This is a genomic window from Desulfobacula sp. (genome assembly GCF_021107415.1).
Genome location: NZ_JAIOSW010000045.1, coordinates 23,111 through 41,062 on the forward strand (window position 1 = coordinate 23,111; position 17,952 = coordinate 41,062).

Annotated in this window: 18 protein-coding genes and 1 pseudogene; 17 read left to right on the plus strand and 2 right to left on the minus strand. The window is 40.5% G+C overall.

All coding sequences use genetic code 11. The features are described from left to right. The first annotated feature begins 18 nt into the window (after window positions 1-18). The 10 genes from K8S13_RS02510 to K8S13_RS02555 all read left to right on the plus strand — a co-directional run bounded on the left by K8S13_RS02510 (window position 19) and on the right by K8S13_RS02555 (window position 9,167). Complete coding sequence (locus tag K8S13_RS02510) at window positions 19-1,170, plus strand: YibE/F family protein (protein ID WP_291460178.1); 1,152 nt, start codon at window positions 19-21, stop codon at window positions 1,168-1,170. A gap of 139 nt (window positions 1,171-1,309) precedes the next feature. Further along, on the plus strand, window positions 1,310-2,125 hold the full coding sequence (locus K8S13_RS02515) for a PstS family phosphate ABC transporter substrate-binding protein (protein WP_291460180.1): 816 nt from the start codon (window positions 1,310-1,312) through the stop codon (window positions 2,123-2,125). Between the two features lie 18 nt (window positions 2,126-2,143). Further along, complete coding sequence (gene pstC, locus K8S13_RS02520; RefSeq protein WP_291460182.1) at window positions 2,144-3,031, plus strand: phosphate ABC transporter permease subunit PstC; 888 nt, start codon at window positions 2,144-2,146, stop codon at window positions 3,029-3,031. Next, on the plus strand, window positions 3,031-3,888 hold the full coding sequence (gene pstA / locus K8S13_RS02525) for a phosphate ABC transporter permease PstA (RefSeq protein WP_291460184.1): 858 nt from the start codon (window positions 3,031-3,033) through the stop codon (window positions 3,886-3,888). Before pstC ends, pstA begins: the two co-directional genes overlap by 1 nt. Before the next feature lie 4 nt (window positions 3,889-3,892). Then, a complete protein-coding gene (pstB, locus tag K8S13_RS02530) occupies window positions 3,893-4,654 on the plus strand; it encodes a phosphate ABC transporter ATP-binding protein PstB (RefSeq protein WP_291460185.1) in 762 nt (253 codons plus the stop codon). Window positions 4,655-4,666: 12 nt separating this feature from the next. Then, a complete protein-coding gene (phoU, locus tag K8S13_RS02535) occupies window positions 4,667-5,314 on the plus strand; it encodes a phosphate signaling complex protein PhoU (protein WP_291460186.1) in 648 nt (215 codons plus the stop codon). Window positions 5,315-5,400: 86 nt separating this feature from the next. Beyond that, window positions 5,401-6,090, plus strand: a complete 690-nt coding sequence (locus K8S13_RS02540) for a response regulator (protein ID WP_291460188.1) — start codon at window positions 5,401-5,403, stop codon at window positions 6,088-6,090. A gap of 5 nt (window positions 6,091-6,095) precedes the next feature. Continuing rightward, on the plus strand, window positions 6,096-6,674 hold the full coding sequence (locus K8S13_RS02545) for a hypothetical protein (protein ID WP_291460189.1): 579 nt from the start codon (window positions 6,096-6,098) through the stop codon (window positions 6,672-6,674). Window positions 6,675-6,730: 56 nt separating this feature from the next. Further along, complete coding sequence (locus K8S13_RS02550; RefSeq protein ID WP_291460190.1) at window positions 6,731-7,903, plus strand: HAMP domain-containing sensor histidine kinase; 1,173 nt, start codon at window positions 6,731-6,733, stop codon at window positions 7,901-7,903. Window positions 7,904-8,045: 142 nt separating this feature from the next. Next, window positions 8,046-9,167, plus strand: a complete 1,122-nt coding sequence (locus K8S13_RS02555) for an ATP-binding protein (RefSeq protein ID WP_291460191.1) — start codon at window positions 8,046-8,048, stop codon at window positions 9,165-9,167. A 163-nt stretch (window positions 9,168-9,330) separates the two neighbouring features. Here K8S13_RS02555 and K8S13_RS02560 read toward each other — a convergent pair whose 3' ends face one another. Beyond that, window positions 9,331-10,170, minus strand: a complete 840-nt coding sequence (locus tag K8S13_RS02560) for an amidohydrolase family protein (RefSeq protein ID WP_291460192.1) — start codon at window positions 10,168-10,170, stop codon at window positions 9,331-9,333. Window positions 10,171-10,267: 97 nt separating this feature from the next. On the opposite strand from K8S13_RS02560, the gene K8S13_RS02565 reads away from it, so the two are divergent. From K8S13_RS02565 to K8S13_RS02595, 7 genes and pseudogenes are all read left to right on the plus strand, one after another. Next, window positions 10,268-10,936, plus strand: a complete 669-nt coding sequence (locus tag K8S13_RS02565; RefSeq protein WP_291460194.1) for a bifunctional precorrin-2 dehydrogenase/sirohydrochlorin ferrochelatase — start codon at window positions 10,268-10,270, stop codon at window positions 10,934-10,936. After that, entirely contained in the window at window positions 10,933-11,766 is an 834-nt protein-coding gene (gene ccsB, locus K8S13_RS02570; protein WP_291460196.1) for a c-type cytochrome biogenesis protein CcsB, read from the plus strand. Before K8S13_RS02565 ends, ccsB begins: the two co-directional genes overlap by 4 nt. A gap of 133 nt (window positions 11,767-11,899) precedes the next feature. Next, window positions 11,900-13,066, plus strand: coding sequence for a glutamyl-tRNA reductase (hemA, locus tag K8S13_RS02575; RefSeq protein WP_367172513.1), 1,167 nt, complete (start codon window positions 11,900-11,902; stop codon window positions 13,064-13,066). Between the two features lie 138 nt (window positions 13,067-13,204). Next, window positions 13,205-13,567 (plus strand): RNA polymerase-binding protein DksA, encoded by a 363-nt coding sequence (gene dksA / locus K8S13_RS02580; RefSeq protein WP_291460198.1) that lies wholly within the window; start codon window positions 13,205-13,207, stop codon window positions 13,565-13,567. 29 nt (window positions 13,568-13,596) lie between these two features. Continuing rightward, on the plus strand, window positions 13,597-15,159 hold the full coding sequence (rnc, locus tag K8S13_RS02585) for a ribonuclease III (protein WP_291460199.1): 1,563 nt from the start codon (window positions 13,597-13,599) through the stop codon (window positions 15,157-15,159). Between the two features lie 59 nt (window positions 15,160-15,218). Continuing rightward, on the plus strand, window positions 15,219-16,256 hold the full coding sequence (locus K8S13_RS02590) for an elongator complex protein 3 (RefSeq protein ID WP_291460200.1): 1,038 nt from the start codon (window positions 15,219-15,221) through the stop codon (window positions 16,254-16,256). A gap of 72 nt (window positions 16,257-16,328) precedes the next feature. Beyond that, window positions 16,329-17,375, plus strand: a pseudogene (locus K8S13_RS02595) (dipeptidase). Between the two features lie 10 nt (window positions 17,376-17,385). Here K8S13_RS02595 and K8S13_RS02600 read toward each other — a convergent pair. Further along, a partial coding sequence (locus K8S13_RS02600; protein ID WP_291460202.1) for a penicillin-binding transpeptidase domain-containing protein occupies window positions 17,386-17,952 on the minus strand: 567 nt, incomplete at its 5' end.

The window sequence follows — 17,952 nt, forward strand, 5'->3', positions numbered from 1 at the left end:
TATTTATCACGGATTTTAATGATGAAACGACCATACTCTCTATGGAAACGGGATGTTGCTCTTGCAGTGGTATTTTCCGTTCTTACACTTATTCTATGTTTTGTCCCCACCGGTTTTGAGGATCGCCAGCCAAACAATTCCGTTCGATGTCGCGGGCGCATCTTAGGCGTGGACAATTCTGAGGTTAAACAGTTCGGCATCGTCAAAATTGGAACCCAGGATCTTATTGTTCAGGTTCTGGACGGCCCATTTGCCGGCAAAAAAGTATGCGCTGATAATGAGATTATCGGCAAGCTGGAGTTGGACAAGATTTTCAAGGTAAAGGATACAGCACTGATGGTGTTGTCTCTCAAGGAAGGTGAGGTTTTTTATGCCAATGCCCAGGACCACTACCGTCTCCATACCGAACTGGTTTTGTTGATTTGTTTCGCTCTTCTCCTTGTTTCCTTTGCAGGGTGGACCGGTGTCAAGGCTATATTATCATTCATCTTTTCTGCTTTGGCTATCTGGAAAATCCTGATTCCCTTGTTTCTGAGAAATGTTGATCCCATCATGGTGTCACTGGCCGTGGTCACAGCTTTAACAGCAGCGATTATATTCATGGTAGGTGGATTAACTCGACGCGGTCTGGTTGCCTTTTTGGGCGCTTTTTTCGGTATTATAACAACATGCGTGCTTGCGTTAACTTTTTCCAGGGGCTTTCATTTGCACGGAGCAATCAAACCGTTTTCCGAAACACTTCTCTATTCCGGTTTTCCCCATCTCAATCTGACGAGAATTTTTCTGGCCGGTATTTTCATGGCCTCAGCAGGCGCTGTCATGGATGTGGCCATGGATGTGGCAGCCAGTATGTATGAGGTGGTGCTCAAAAAACCGGATATTTCCTTCACAGAGGCTATGCGATCCGGTTTTCGTGTTGGTAGAGCCGTTGTGGGAACGATGACGACCACGTTGCTTTTTGCCTACTCTGGAGGCTACATAACTTTAATGATGGTTTTTATGGCCCAGGGCGTGCCCTTGGCTAATTTTTTTAACCTTAACTATGTCGCTGCAGAAATCCTGAACACCATTGTAGGAAGCTTTGGTCTGGTTACTGTAGCGCCATTTACCGCCATAACCGGGGCTCTGATCTATACAAAACGAGGAAATCAACAATATCTTATCCCTTGAAAAAGATATTTCCCCTAAAATTTAATTTAGCCTTAACACAACTCTAATACAATTCTAACCTTTAAATTGTAGAATTTATTCTCAAGTAATCATGCTTGATAAAAGCATTTATTTATTTAATCTTACATAGGAGAAAATCATGAACAAATTTATTAAAGTAATTCTGGTGTTAACTGTCTCTTTGCTTATTGCATCATCGCCGGTATTTGCAGGCAAACTTGTTATTAAGGGGTCCACAACAGTTCTTCCCATTGCCCAAAAGGCTGCCGAAGCCTATATGGCAGAGAATCCAAATGTAAAGATTTCCCTTTCTGGTGGTGGTTCGGGAAACGGGATCAAGGCAATTATTGATGGAACAGCAGATATTGGCAATGCTTCAAGATTCATCAAACAAAAAGAAGTTAACCTGGCTAATACAAATGGTGTTTATCCAGTACCTTTCAGGATTGCTCTGGATGCCATTGTTCCTGTTGTCAACAATAAGAATGATGTGGCTGATCTTACCATGGCCCAGTTAAAAGACATTTATCTGGGTAAAATAAAAGACTGGAAAGAACTTGGCGGAACCCCGGGTAAAATAGTTGTTATTTCAAGAGACAGCTCTTCCGGGACATTCGGGGTATGGAAAAATCTTGTCATGAAAAAAGAACGCGTTATTCCCGGTGCCCTGACCGTACCTTCCAATGGCGGTATTGTACAGGCAGTCGCAACGACTCCGGGAGCAATTGGATACGTTGGTCTGGGTTATCTTAACAGCAAGATAAAGGCTGTAAAAGTTGAGGGTATTGAAGGAACAGAAGAAAATACCTTAAACGGATCATATCCGATATCCAGAGGGCTTTTCATGTTCACAAAAGGCTGGCCAAAGGGTGAAACCATGGGTTTTATATCCTTTATCCTCTCTAAAAAAGGCCAGGAACTTGTAAAAGAAGCCGGTTCAATTCCCTTATTCTAATCTATCGGGAGCTGATCGTTGAAACGTCAACATATTGATAGAGGAGTGCATTCGGGGTTTTTACTGATTGCACTCTTTTCCATAACAGCCTTGTTTTTGATTGTGGTCTTCCTTTTTATTGAAGGAATACCCATTTTAGATCATGTCAGTATAAAAGAGTTTGTCTTTGGTAAATACTGGTACCCCACGGATGATCCTGCAGATTTCGGGATTCTTTCATTAATACTGGGTTCCATCTGCGTCACTCTTCTTTCAGGCATAATGGCAATTCCTTTGGGAATTATGACGGCTGTATACCTTGCAGAAATCGCCTCACCTAAAGTGGCTGAAATTGTAAAACCCATTGTAGAACTTATGGCCTCCATGCCATCGGTGGTGATTGGATTTTTCGGCATGGTAGTGGTGGCGCCATTTATCCAGCAGCTTTTTAATATTCCCGTGGGATTGAACATGTTTAATGCATCCTTGATGCTGGCCTTTATGGCGATTCCGACCATTTGCAGTATCTCAGAGGATGCAATTTTCTCTGTCCCTGTGGCTTTAAAAGAGGCGTCATTTGCCCTGGGAGCCACCCATTTTGAAACCATTGTAAGGGTCATTATTCCAGCATCACTTTCGGGAATTTGTACAGCGGTTATCCTGGGCCTTTCCAGGGCCATTGGAGAAACCATGGTGGTGCTGATGGCAGCAGGCGGAGCGGCCATGATACCCGGGTCTATTTTTGACCCTGTCCGCCCCTTGCCGGCAAGCATTGCAGCAGAAATGGCGGAAGCACCTTTTGGCGGTGAGCACTATCATGCACTTTTTGCCATTGGTATTGTTCTGTTTGTATTTACGTTTATTTTTAATTTGATTGCTGATTATATTTCTTATAAGTTCCGGCAGGTGGGAGAGGCTTCCTTATAATGATAAAACAACGATTAATCATACAAAAATTATGCTTTTCATTTTTAAGAATAGCTGCCTTGCTTAATGGTGCGGCTCTGGCATTGATTGTATGTTTTATGCTATCCCGTGGCTGGCGGGCTATTTCATGGGAATTTTTATCCCAGGCACCAAAGGATTCCATGACTGCAGGTGGTATCCTCCCCTGTATTGTGGGAACCATGGCTTTGTGTCTTGTAACCATATTTGTAGCCTTGCCCATTGGTGTGGCCTCAGCTATTTATCTTAATGAGTATGCGAGTCAGGGAAAGCTTGTCCGGTTCATCCGGCTGGGAATCAATAATCTTGCCGGTGTTCCGTCCATTGTATTTGGATTGTTCGGACTTGCCTTTTTTTGTATTGTGTTAAAGATGGGAGTATCCGCTGCTTCCGGAGGATTGACATTGGGAATCATGACCCTGCCGGTTATCATCGGTGCTTCAGAAGAGGCCTTAAAGTCTGTTCCCAATACCTATCGGGAAGCATCCCTTGCCATGGGAGCAACTAAGTGGCAGACCATTAGAAAAGTTGTTTTGCCTGTGGCATTCCCCGGTATTATTACAGGTTCAATATTGGGGATAAGCCGGGCTGCCGGAGAAACCGCCCCAATCATGTATACGGGAGCTGTCTTTTTCACACCTGATCTTCCGGCATCCATCCTGGATGAGGTCATGGCATTGCCGTATCACATTTATGTGCTGGCCACTGCCGGAACCCAGATTGAAGCCACACGTCATCTTCAATACGGGACGGCTCTGGTGTTGATTGTTCTGGTATTTGGAATGAATCTTTCGGCAATTATACTGCGGTCTAAAATAAGAAAAAAGTTAAGGATATAGCTATATGCAGACTCATATTAAAATGCATACCAAAAATCTGGATTTTTTTTATGGAGATTTCCAGGCGCTTGATCAAATTTCAATTGATTTTATTGAAAACAGGGTAACGGCACTTATCGGCCCCTCCGGATGCGGAAAAAGTACCTATTTGAGATGTTTGAACCGAATGAATGATTTGATTTCCGGAATCAGGGTGAAGGGCCGGGCCATGCTGGATGATAATGATATTTATGACCCTTCCATCGACGTTGTAACCTTACGAAGGCAGGTGGGTATGGTTTTTCAAAAACCCAATCCATTTCCAAAATCTGTTTTTGAAAATATTGCTTATGGTTTGAAAGTAAATGGGGTGAAAGATAAGGCGAAAATCACCCGAATTGTTGAGAAAAGTTTAAAACAGGCAGCCATATGGGATGAGGTAAAGGACAGGCTGAATGAATCTGCTTTAGGACTTTCCGGGGGGCAGCAACAGCGCCTGTGCATTGCCCGTGCCCTTGCCGTAGGCCCTGAAGTGTTATTGATGGATGAGCCGGCTTCGGCCCTTGACCCCATTGCCACACAAAAGATTGAAGAATTGATTACCGAACTTTCTTTAAAACTCACCATTATCATCGTGACCCATAATATGCAGCAGGCTGCCAGAGTTTCCGACAGGACTGCATTTTTTTATATGGGCAAACTCATAGAAGTCAATGATACGGATACCTTATTTACAAAACCCGAACTAAAGCAGACAGAAGATTATATTACCGGAAGATTTGGTTAAGGAGACAGAACCATGACAGGCCATCTGCAAAGAGAAATAGAGAAAATAAAAAAAGAAATACTATCCCTTGGGGCAATGGTGGAAGATCGGTTTCAAAAGGCAATTTATGCAGTGAAAACAGGGGATTTGGAACTTGCCCAAAAAATTATAGATACAGATTTTCAAATCGATGAACGTGAAATCGAAGTGGAAGAAGAATGCCTGAAAGTACTGGCACTTTATCAACCGGTTGCCATGGATCTGCGGTTTTTTGTGGTGGTGATAAAAATTAACAATGATCTGGAAAGAATTGCAGACTATGCAGCAAATATTTCACGAAGATTTATCACCTCTTCACAGGATCCCAATAAATTCAAGTATGATTACACATCAATGGCGGATCAGGCTGCAAAAATGCTGAGAATGAGCCTGGATGCCCTGGTGCGGATGGATGTAGATATGGCATACAACGTCATGGAGATGGATAAAGATGTGAATATCATGAGAAATGATGCCTATGATTCAATGAAAAAAGATATTCAAAAACATCCGGAAATGGTGGGTGAAATCATCAACATGTATCTGATTTCAAGGCATTTGGAAAGGATCGGGGATCATACCACCAATATTGCAGAAGAAGTGATTTACCTTATAGAAGGTGAAATTATCAGGCATAGGTGAAATGTGAGATATTATATTTGACAAATATCCATCAGTTTATAAAACTCAAACAAATGGTTGAAAATTAAAAAAAACAGGAAGAAAAAATGGCAAAAGAGACCATCTTAATTGTGGATGATGAACAAGACATCATCGAACTGATCAAATACAATTTGAAAAATGAGGGATACTTAATATTGACAGCCCAGACCGGAGAACAGGCTATTAAAATAGCTAAACTATCCCAACCCGACCTGATGGTTCTGGATTTGATGCTCCCGGGTATTGATGGCCTGGAAGTAACAAAATACTTGAAAAGTAATGAGCAAACCCAAGATATCCCTATTATCATGCTGACGGCAAAAGGAGAAGAGTCTGATATTGTTACAGGGCTTGAACTGGGAGCAAATGATTACATATCAAAACCGTTCAGCCCAAAGGTTTTGGTGGCAAGAATCCGGGCGATTTTACGGCGGCGCAAAAAGAACTTTGCAGATACCCCGGACAGGATAAAGCAGGAGGGGGATATGATCATTGACCGAGCCCGGCACATGGTCACGATTGAAGGAAATGAGCTGGAGCTGACCCTGTCGGAATTTGAACTGCTCTCTTTTCTTGCAGATAAAAAAGGCTGGGTATTTACCAGGGGGCAGATCGTTGATGCCATTCATGGTGAAGACTATGCAGTGACCCAAAGAAGTATTGATGTCATTATTGTTGGATTGCGTAAAAAACTGAAAAATTATGCTTCCTTCATTGAAACAGTCAGGGGCGTTGGTTACCGGTTTAAAGGATAAAGAATATGGATAAGAAAAAGAAATTGATTTGGCAGATTTTTCCATCATTTTTGATTATTATCTTTCTTTCTCTTGCATCGGTTACATCTTATTCAGCCAGTTATTTTAAGAAGTTTTTTCTTAAAAATTGTGAAAAAGAGTTAATAGTCAGGGCAAAACTGCTGCAAATAAATTTTGGTGATATTCTTTCAGATGATATCACACCCTGTGATATTATAAATGGTGATCAGGATCGAATCCGCAATATTGATGAGTATTGTAAGGATATAGGCGAAAAGACAGGAACAAGGGTAACAATTATTCTTCCTTCCGGTGTTGTAGTCGGTGACTCTTTCGGTGATATAAAGATGATGGAAAACCACATGAAGCGGCCTGAAATTAAGGAAGCCCTGAAAAGAAAAACAGGAATTTCCATAAGATATAGTTCAACGCTTGATAAGAATATGATGTATATTGCTCTTCCCGTGATACATGACAAGGCAGTGACAGCTGTTGTACGAACGTCCGTGTCCGTTTCTGCCATTGATAACAAAATTAAATCAATAAGAAATATATTCTTATTGCATTGTTTTTCACAATCTTAATTGCTGCCATTGTAAGTTTGTATCTATCCCGAAGAATCACACACCCCATTGAGCAAATGAAAAAAGGAGCGGCTAAATTTGCCCAGGGGGATTTGAGTGATAGACTTGCGATACCTGCCTCTGAAGAATTGTCTGAACTTGCTGTCACCATGAACCGGATGGCTGAAAATCTGGATGAGAAAATCAAGGATTTTAAAACTCGGAGCATGGAACTTGAAGCCGTTCATGCAAGCATGCAGGAAGGTGTCATTGCCATAGATAAAGATGAAAGAATTATTACGATTAATGCTGCTGCCGCAAAAATATTTGATTTTCCTCTATCTAAACTTAAAGCCAGATATATTTTAGAGGTTGTAAGAAATTTTGAGTTTCAAAAATTCATTCAACGGGCATTGGCAACCCCTGAACCTGTCGAGGATGATATTGTGATCACAAGGGATGAGGATCTGATTTTAAATATTCATTCTACAGCCCTTTATGATACAGGTGAAAGACGCATGGGAACCCTGATTATTTTTCATAATATCACCAGGGTGAGAAGGCTTGAAAGAATGCATAAAGACTTTGCCGCCAATGTGTCCCATGAGTTAAAAACTCCTCTGACTTCGATAAAAGGATTTATTGAAACCCTGCAGGAAATGTTGAACACTAATGACACCGGTAAGAGTGAAAGTTTTTTAAAAATTATTGAAAAAAATGTAAACCGGATGATCGATCTGATCAACGATCTTTTAGCCCTGTCAAGACTTGAACGGCTGCAGGGAACCGATATTCAGCTTGAAAGCCAGGATATGGCAACATTAATCCATGGAGCGGTAAATTCCTGCCATGCCGGCATCCAGGCAAAAAATATCGCTGTCAGCATTGACTGCCCCGAGGATCTCACAGCCATGGTTGACCCCATTCTTATGGAACAGGCCTTTATCAATCTTGTGGACAATGCCGTAAAATATAGTCGTGAGGATAAACCTGTTACCATAACAGTAACAAGGCAGGATGATTTCATAGATATTGAGATTAAAGATAAAGGCTGTGGAATTGCTAAAGAGCATTTATCAAATATTTTTAACCGGTTTTACCGGGTGGACAAGGCAAGAAGCCGGCATGAAGGCGGTACCGGGCTTGGTCTTGCCATTGTTAAACATATCATCCAGTATCACAAAGGAAAAATTGATGTCCAAAGTAAAAAAGATAAAGGCAGCACCTTCAGGATCAGTATTCCTGTGTAACCTCTGACTGACAATTATAAAAAATAATATTGAAGTTGTTCGTTGAGTGATATTTTTCATTAAATTAATTGACTTTACACGTAATGCATAATATTTTATACGCAAGTATAATTATAGTATTTTGTGTAATATCGGAGCTAAAATGAAAAATCCATTTACCTATAGCAACGTTGTCACTGGGTCTTGTTTTTGTAACAGAAAAAAAGAACAAGATGATCTGCTGGAATTTATCAGGGCCTCACAAAATGTTTTGCTATATTCCCACAGACGAACCGGAAAAAGTTCACTGATCAAGCAGGTGTTTCTCAATATCAAACAGCAATCGCCTGATATTGGAGCGCTTTACATTGATCTATACGGTACAACATCTGAAAAAGAATTTATTACTCGGATTTTTCAACAATTGAATATCTTGGAGACAAATACAGACAAGCTTTTAAAGCTGTTAAAAAGCAGCATTGACAAATTTTCTTTTCAAATCAGTATGGATCCGGCTACAAATTCACCAACCATTACACCCGCATTCAAATCAACAGATGAGAACCTGATTTTAAAAAACCTTATGGAACTGCTTGAAAAATTTTCCAGGAAACGAAAAATAGTCATTGCTCTGGATGAATTCCAGGAAGTGGCAAAATATGTCAATGCGACTTCATTTGAAAAACAGTTAAGATCCTATATCCAGCAACAGTCAAATATCTGTTATATTTTTTCCGGAAGTCAACAGCATTTGCTGACAGCCATGTTTCAGTCCCAGGACAGAGCGTTTTATCAACAGGCAGCGAGTTACCCGCTTAAACAGATCGAAACAAAACACTATATCCCCTGGATGATCAAATTGTTTAACAGCGGAAATTTATCCATTAAAAAAGCGATTATTCAAGGAATCGTTGAACGGTTTGAAAATCATCCCATGTATATTCAATTGTTCTGTTTTTTTCTATGGCGGGAATTACAGCACAACTCCTGGAATGATCAAACAATCAATATGATTGAAAGAGCGATGATTGACCAAAAACATCTGGAATATCAAACCCTGTGGGATAATTTGTCTATCAACCAGAAGAAAACCCTGAAACTGGTATTAATTAATAATGGCCAAAATCTTTTTGCAGCAGAGGCGTTAGTCGATGTAAATATAAAAACTGCATCCATTGTCACACGGTGTTTGAAAACTCTGTTTGAAAAAGAAATATTAGTAAAGAATGGAAAATATGTAATTCAAGATTTGTTTTTAAAAAAGTGGCTCGCCCTGAATGCGTAACAAAACAAATCTATTTGAGAATTCTGGTCGTCTATTGAGTTAAAACCGGGCAAGCCGTTTGCTCTACACCTTATTTTGCATGATCCGCCAACCAAAGACTAAACGGTAAACAAAAAACAGATTTGGATCATGTGAAAGCAGATTTTCATAATGCCATGGCACTTTAGGCATACAATAAGGCAGCATTTTTACCCAGTATCTGTTCCTTTTGAAGGGAATTGATATTTGAATTATCAATATCTTTGTAATACCTGCCAGGTGGCAGTAATGGAAAATCAGTTCCAAAAAGAACCTTATCTGCTACTCCTGCATTAACGGCAATGTCATAGATTTGTGAATCATATAAAAACGGGGAGGCTGCTGTGTCATACCAGATGTTTTTTAAGGTGGTTTTTGTCTCTTTTTTCATGATGTTGTAAAAAAAGATTCCTCCTCCCCAGTGGGCCAGAATAATTCTATTGTCAGGAAAAGTTTTGGCAAGCCTATATATCTGTTCCAGGGTAATGGGAGTTTTACCGGGATATTTGTGTCCCACCGGTTCATTTGTGTGGATCATGCAGGGCAGGTTGCCTTTGTCCCTTAAAACAGCCATGACAGGATCAAGGCATGACAAGGCCTTTTTGTCAATTCCGGAAAGGTAGAATGCCAGTTCCCCTGCACCGCAAAGACCTGCCTCGATACATCTTCGGGTTTCATGGGGCGCGCCGTCCCAGGCTGCATCAAAACAGGCAAGACCCTTGATTCTGTCCGGATGTTTTTGGACGGATTCAATGATGATGTCATTGTTTTGTTTTGTAAACTCCGGGTTTCGCCAGGGGAAACCACAGATGATGGAGATATCAACCTGATATTCGTCCATTGATTCTATTAAATCATTAATAGTGCTGATTTTAGCTTTTGGTGAATTATAAAGCAGTTTGAATTCAGGTTCATTATCAAAATATCCGGAACGGTCCTGTTTGATCTTTTCCGGGAAAATATGTACGTGTGAATCAATAATCATGTTAATTATCCCTAAATAATAGTTAGATATTGAAAAATATGCTAGGGCAATATATATTAATTGTTTTATGCAAACAAGGGTTGAATAAAGGATAACAATGAAATATTACCCTATATTTCTTGAGTTAAAAGGCAAGGATTGTCTTGTTGTGGGGGGCGGAAGTGTTGGTGCAAGAAAGGCTGCAACCCTTGAAAAATGCGGTGCAAATGTAAAAGTGATCAGTGATCGGTTTTCGCCCAGGTTTGATGATTTAAAAAAAACAACTATTTGTCTTGAAAAAAAAGAATATGAGAAACAAGATGTGAAAGGGATGTTTCTTGTTTTTGCCGCCACCAATAATGCTGATTTGAACCAGCAGATAAAAAACGATGCTTCAATGCTCAATATCCTTTGTAATGTGGCCGATGCACCTGATAATAGTGATTTTCTACTTCCTTCGATAGTGGACAGGGGGGATCTGATCGTGGCTGTTTCAACCTCGGGATCAAGTCCTGCAATGGCAAAGAAAATCCGGCAGGATCTTGAAAATTATTTTGGGCCTGAGTACGCACAATTGTTAGGTTTGATGGGAAATATACGTAAAAAGCTTTTATCATCCGGGCAAGCCTCAAATGAAAACAAAGCAATCTTTCATACCCTCATTGAGAAGGGGATTCTTGAACTGATTAAAGCAAATGATGAAATAAACATAAACGCGGTCTTATGTGATGTTCTTGGAAGGAAATATTCGTATCAAGATCTTGTTTCTTCGAGGAGTGATGAATGAATCTTCAAACAGCCGACATGGTGTTAGTGCTAACAACTGTGCTCTATTTTACAAGCATGACAGGGTACTTGCTGTTTTTATTTAATCAGAAATCGGCCTGTCAAAAAACTGCCTTTTACTTGATTACAACAGCCATTGTATTTCATTTTATCAGTATGGTGATTTACACGATAGCAAGCGGGCATGTGCCCATACAGAATTTATCCCAGAGTTTATCACTTGCGGCATTTGCCCTGGGCAGCATGTTTTTATTTTTCCAATACAAATTTAATCTCAAAATTCTCGGAGTATTTGTTTCGGTTTTGTTATCTGCCATCATGCTGGCAGTAGTGATGATTCCGGATGCACCAGTTGAGAAGAATGCCATATTAAGGGGATTTTGGTTTTATTCCCACATCCTTCTGGTATTTACAGGAGAGGCTGCCCTGGCTCTCGCATGCGGGGCAGGGATCTTATACCTGTTGCAGGAAAAAGGGATTAAGACTAAAAGTCCCGGTTTTTTTTTCAAACGGCTGCCATCATTGGATTTTCTGGATAATGTCGGGTATACCTGTTTGACCACAGGGTTTGCCTTGCTTACCATCGGACTTGTCACAGGGTTTATCTATGCAAAAACTATCTGGGGCAGATTCTGGAGCTGGGACCCCAAAGAAGTATTCTCTGTGGGAACCTGGATGGTTTATGCGGCCTTACTGCATCTACGTCTTTATTCGGGATGGCGTGGCAGAAAATCAGCCATAATGACCATTATCGGTTTTTTTATTATCATATTTACGTTTCTTGGGGTCAATATGCTGTTAGGCGGGCATCACCAGGCCTTTACAAAATAAAGAAAGAACAATGTCAAAAATTATTTTAATTGGTATAAATCATAAAACCGCACCGGTTGAACTCAGGGAAAAACTCTCATTTTCAGGTGAAAAGGCAATCGTCGCACTTGAATTTTAAAAACAGGACAAAGACATTAAAGAAAGCCTTATATTTTCCACCTGCAACCGGACAGAAGTTTTATATATCCCCCAGGCCGGTGACCAGACCAATGATCAGGTTGATAAAATCATTGAGTTTATTTCACATCAAAGAAAAATTGACAGTTCCGAGTTTAAAAGTTCTTTATATATTTATAAAGAAGATGATGCGATTCGGCATTTGTTCAGGGTCGCGTCAAGCCTGGATTCAATGGTGGTGGGGGAACCACAGATTTTAGGTCAGATAAAGCAGGCCTACAGGGTTGCCGTGGAAAACAATGCCTCGGGCGTGCTGCTGAATCGACTGATGCACAAGGCTTTTAGTGTTGCAAAAAAAGTCAGAAAAGAAACAGGGATAGGGGATAATGCGGTTTCCATCAGCTATGCGGCCATTGAACTTGCCAATAAAATATTTTCGGATTTATCCCAAAAGACCGTCATGCTGCTGGGTGCCGGTGAAATGGCGGAACTGGCTGTGGAGCATCTGATATCCAATAAAGTTAAAGATATTATAGTGGCGAATCGAACCTTTAAAAATGCAGTGGATCTTGCCCAAAAATTTAATGGACAGGCTGTCAAGTTTGAAGAAAGGGAAGATGCATTAAAAGAGGTTGATATTATTATCAGCTCAACCGGTGCAACAGATTATGTGTTGACCCAGGCCCAGGTCAAGCGGGCCATGAAAAAAAGACATCATCATACGCTTTTTTTCATTGATATCGCCGTTCCACGGGATATTGACCCGAAAATTAACACAATTTCCAATGCCTATGTCTATGATATTGATGATTTGAAAAATATTGTCGAGTCAAATATTGAACAGCGGGGAAAAGAGACGGTTAAGGCCCAAAGATTTATCGAAGAAGCCGTATTAAAATTTCGCAAATGGCTGGAAGGCCTTGCCATTGTGCCGACTATCAAGGCTTTGAACGATAAAATATCTTCCATAGTTGACATTGAATTTAATAAAACCCTTTCTAATTTAAAGCATCTTTCACCAGAAGATATCCAGGCAATTAAACGTATGACACAGGCCATTGCAAGCAGAACCATTCATGACCCCATCCTTTTTTTACGCAATACCGGTGACCATAGAGATGATTCCCTTTATCTTAATGTCACCCGCCAATTATTTAATATAGACATACCTGAAAAACAATAGCCAAAGATATTGTTATTTACTTTATAATCAGGTCGGATCATGTCATGGTCGTGCCATTTAATTCTTTACATTTTATTAAAATTTGGTATACTATTTTAGTTCGAATGTTTTTGTAAATTAAGGTAAAGGGCAAACATAATGAAAAAAGAAGATTTGGAATTTTTTAAAAATCTTTTAGAAGACAGGCTTCAGGAGCTGCTTTCGCATGCTGACAATACTGTAACCGGTATGACCAAACCAAAAGAGAATTTTGCCGATCCAACGGACCGGGCTTCCCATGAAGCGGAGAGGAATTTTGAACTTCGTATCCGAGACCGTGAACACAAATTGATCAAGAAAATTAAAAAAGCGCTTATCCGTGTTGAAAACAAAACATTTGGAATATGTGAGGGTTGTGAGGAAAATATTTCCATTAAACGGCTTAAGGCACGACCGGTTACCACCCAGTGCATTGATTGTAAAACACGTGAAGAGGATATGGAGAAAGCTCTTGGTGTTTAGCCGGCGCAAGATAGTGTCAGGATAGTTCGTTGATTGATCTTCATGTACATTCTACAGCTTCGGATGGTTCATTTTCTCCTTTAGAAATTATGACTCTGGCGAAAAAGGTCGGAATCAAAGCCATTTCCATAACAGATCATGATACCATAAACGGTATCAAGGAAATTTTAAAACATCCCCTGACAACTTGTCCGGAAGTTATTACCGGAGTTGAAATCAGTTGCGATCCGCCATCTGGATTCAAAGATATGGGTAGTATTCATCTGCTGGGATATGGGTTCAGTGTTTATGATAAAAATCTTAATGCTATTCTTGATAATGCAAAAAAGGCCAGGGCCCAAAGAAATCCGAAAATAATTGAAAAATTAAACAGCCTTGGATTCAACATCAGTATTGAACAGGTTAAAGAGCGCTTTAGTGCGGACCAGACCGGTCGCCCTCACATTGCTGAACTCATGAAAGAACTGGGATATATACAAACTTTCAAAGAAGCGTTTGAAAAGTATCTTGGCAAAGACAAGCCGGCTTACGTGGAGAAATATAAGGTATCCTGCCAACAGGCAATTCAAACGATTCTTGAAGCGGGTGGTCTCCCGGTGCTGGCGCATCCCGGGCTGTTGGCGTTTAATAAAAGTCATCAGATTGAAAATTTTCTTGATACGCTTATCACCTATGGTCTTGTCGGCATGGAGGTTTATTATACCGACCATGACGTTTCAATGACATCTTTTTATCAAAAGCTTGCAAACCAAAAGGACCTGATAATGACAGGCGGTTCGGATTTCCATGGAGTGTTTAATGAAGGTGTTTGCCTTGGTTCGGGTAAAGATAATCTCAATATTGACTATTCTTTATTTCAGGCTTTAAATGTACGTTTGGAAGAAAGCAAAGAAAAATATACAAATTTAACCATTCTTGAAAATAATATTGGATATTCATTTAAAAACCAATCATTGTTGAATAATGCAATGTGTCACAGGTCTTATTTAAATGAGAATCAGAATTCATGCGCTTCTGATAATGAGCGGCTTGAGTTTTTAGGGGATGCTGTTTTAGGGCTATGCATCGGACATGTATTAATGGAAAAGAGTCCGTTAAAAAAGGAAGGAGAGCTTTCAAAGCTAAGATCCAATCTTGTCAGTGAACCTGCCCTTGCCGATATGGCGAGGCTTATTGACCTTGGCAGATTTATCAGGCTTGGAAAAGGAGAAACACTTTCCAGGGGATTTGATAAAAATTCCATACTGTCGGATACCTTTGAAGCCGTTATTGCAGCGGTTTATCTGGATGCAGGATTTGATACAGTATACCGGCTGATTCATGATCTTTTCAGCGAAACCCTTGAGAAAATTCTGTCAAATGAAAAGATTGTTGATTATAAGAGCATGTTGCAGGAATTTGTTCAGGAACAGGGTGCAATAACACCTCAATATGTGGTTCTCAATGAGACCGGCCCTGATCATGATAAAATTTTTGAGATCAGTTTAAATCTTTTTAATATCGAGTCCAAAGGTCTTGGGAAAACAAAAAAAGCAGCAGAGCAGGATTCTGCTAAAAAAGCCTTGAAGATTCTTAAAAAAATAAAGTCCTGAAAAATAAAATCTGGAAAAATAAAACCCGGGAAAATAAAATCTGGAAGGCGGCTTCATTTATGGATCAGACAAAACCTCTTGTTATACCGGTATTTATTCCCCATTCAGGGTGTCCTCATCAATGTGCATTCTGTAATCAATCCATTATTACTAATCAAAAATCAAGCTTGCCAAAGTTGCCGGGCAAAACAGCCCTTCATCAAATTGTGACACAGTATTTACAGTATAAAGGCCTTCGAAAATACGTGGAACTTGCTTTTTTCGGAGGGAATTTTTTGGGACTGGCACATGAAACCATCATCCAATTGCTTGATATGGTCCAGCCCTATATCCATACAAAAAAAATTGACGGCATACGGTTCTCTACCCGACCGGATACCATTACCCAACAGACGCTTGATCTCGTCCAACCCTACAAAATATCTGCCATTGAACTGGGTGTCCAGTCCATGAACGATGAGGTTTTATTAAAATCAAGAAGGGGTCATACCAGTATGGATACAATAAAAGCCATAGATTTGCTGAAAGGATATCCATTTAAAATCGGTGTTCAGGTTATGGTGGGATTGCCGGGTGACCATGAGGATTCATTGTTTAAAAGTACAAAAAAATTGGTAAAACTTACCCCTGATTTTGCCAGAATTTATCCATTAATGGTCTTGAAAAGCAGCCTTATGGAACAATGGTATAACCAGGGCAGATATCAGCCGTTAAGCCTGGAAGAGAGTATCCGGCTTGTTAAAGGAATGGTTCAAATATTTAAAGCGGCTAAGGTCGATGTGATCCGCATGGGACTACAGGCTTCCGACATGATGGAAGATGAATCAATGGTGTTGGCCGGTCCCTGGCATCCGGCTTTTGGTCATCTTGTTTTCTCTGAGCTCTTTTATGATAGAGTTTGCAATAAGATAGACCGGTCACCTGACCTGCTAAAATCAGAGAGGCTTGCCTTGATTGTTCATCCAAGATCAGACTCGCGACTGCGAGGAGACAAAAACACTAATTTAAAAAGGCTTGGTCGGCGATATCCATCCTTAAAGTTTTCAATTCGATTGGATGCAACACTGTCAGTTGATGAGGTAGGCATCATCCAATGAAATTAATGAGTGCCCGATCGAAAACCGCCAATTTTTCATTCAACCACTAATGAGTAATAAAAGAAATCGGATATGAAATTTTTTGATCTCCACTGTGATACAATACAAAAAATAGTTGAAGAAGATCATGATTTTGCAACATCTGGTGAACTTCACGTCAATTTGCCGGGAATTATTTCATCCAATACCATTGCACAGGTCTTTGCCTGTTTTATTTTGGAGACCCATCATCCAAATCAGGCTTTTGAAGTTTGCAATGCCTATATTGATGCTATTGAAACCTTGATCGCAACCCATAAAGACCGCTTTGTCCCGGCCACGTCTTTCCAACATCTTGCTTAAGCCATAGAATCAAAAGGGAAAACAGCTGCAATCATTGCTATTGAAGGAGCAACACCATTAAAGGGGAAACCCGAAATGCTTGAGCATTTTTATCAGCGTGGTGTAAGGCTTCTTACCATTGCCTGGGATGATAATGAATTTTGCGGGACAGTGTTTGGAAATAAAGGCGGTCTGACAAAACCTGGAGAACAACTCATCCGGTATTGCAATGACCTGGGTGTTATTGTCGATGTGTCCCATGCATCTGACATGGCATTTTATGACATTGCGTCAATGACAAAAATTCCTTTTGCGGCAAGTCACTCAAATGCCAGACAAGTTTGTCCGAATGACCGGAACCTCAGTGATGATATGATCAGAGTGATTGCAGACAGGGGAGGAATTATTGGCCTCACTTACGGGTCTGGATTCATCAGCCCGGAATATTATAAACATGAAAAAGTGAACCGGGACAGAATTCTTAAAGGTCTCAAGGACAGGACCATCACACTCCAGGATGCCCGAAAAATAAGCCGTAAAGCTTTGTCAAACTTAACGGATGCTTCCCTTTCTCTTTTGGTTGATCATGCCAGGCACATCCTGAATGTCGGTGGTGAAAACTGCCTGGGATTAGGAAGCGATTTTGACGGTGTTGACAGCCTTCCCCAAACCATATCAGGGGTTCAATCTCTTCCTAACCTGATCCGGGAAATGGAAAAACAAGGGATTTCATCCCGAATAATCGATAAAATCTGCTATGAAAACGCCTATCAATACTTTCAGGATATATTAAAATAGCGCTGGCAAGCTAAATTCCTTCTTTAAAGAGATCTTCGGAATCAGAAGCCGTATCCGATTTTGATGTATATTCAGTTGGCATGGTGCCTTCCTTAAAGCACTCAAAGATTGTCTTTTCAGATTCTTCGATGGGAAGCAGTCCTGTTTTGGCATCAATTTTGGCAAAAACAATGCCCTCAGGAACATTAAAGGTCCTGGCAGGTTTTCCTTCCAATGTATTTTTCATAAATTCGAGCCAGATGGGACTGGCAGCCCGGGATCCTGTCTCTCCTTTTCCTAGAGGTGCCTCCTGGTCGAGTCCGACCCAGACGCCGGTGGTGTATCTGGGTGTATATCCCATGAACCAGGCATCAAAAAGGTTGTTTGTTGTTCCGGTTTTCCCTGCAACAGGGCGTTTAAGAGCTTTGATCCTCCAGCCTGTTCCTGATTTTACAACGCTTTCCAAAATATTGGTCATGATATAGGCCGTACTCATATCAATGACTTTTTTTCGTATCAACTTGGAGGTTTCCAGCATGTTCCCGTCACGGTCATAAATTTTTGTTATAAATACAGGCTCAATCAGGTAGCCCAGGTT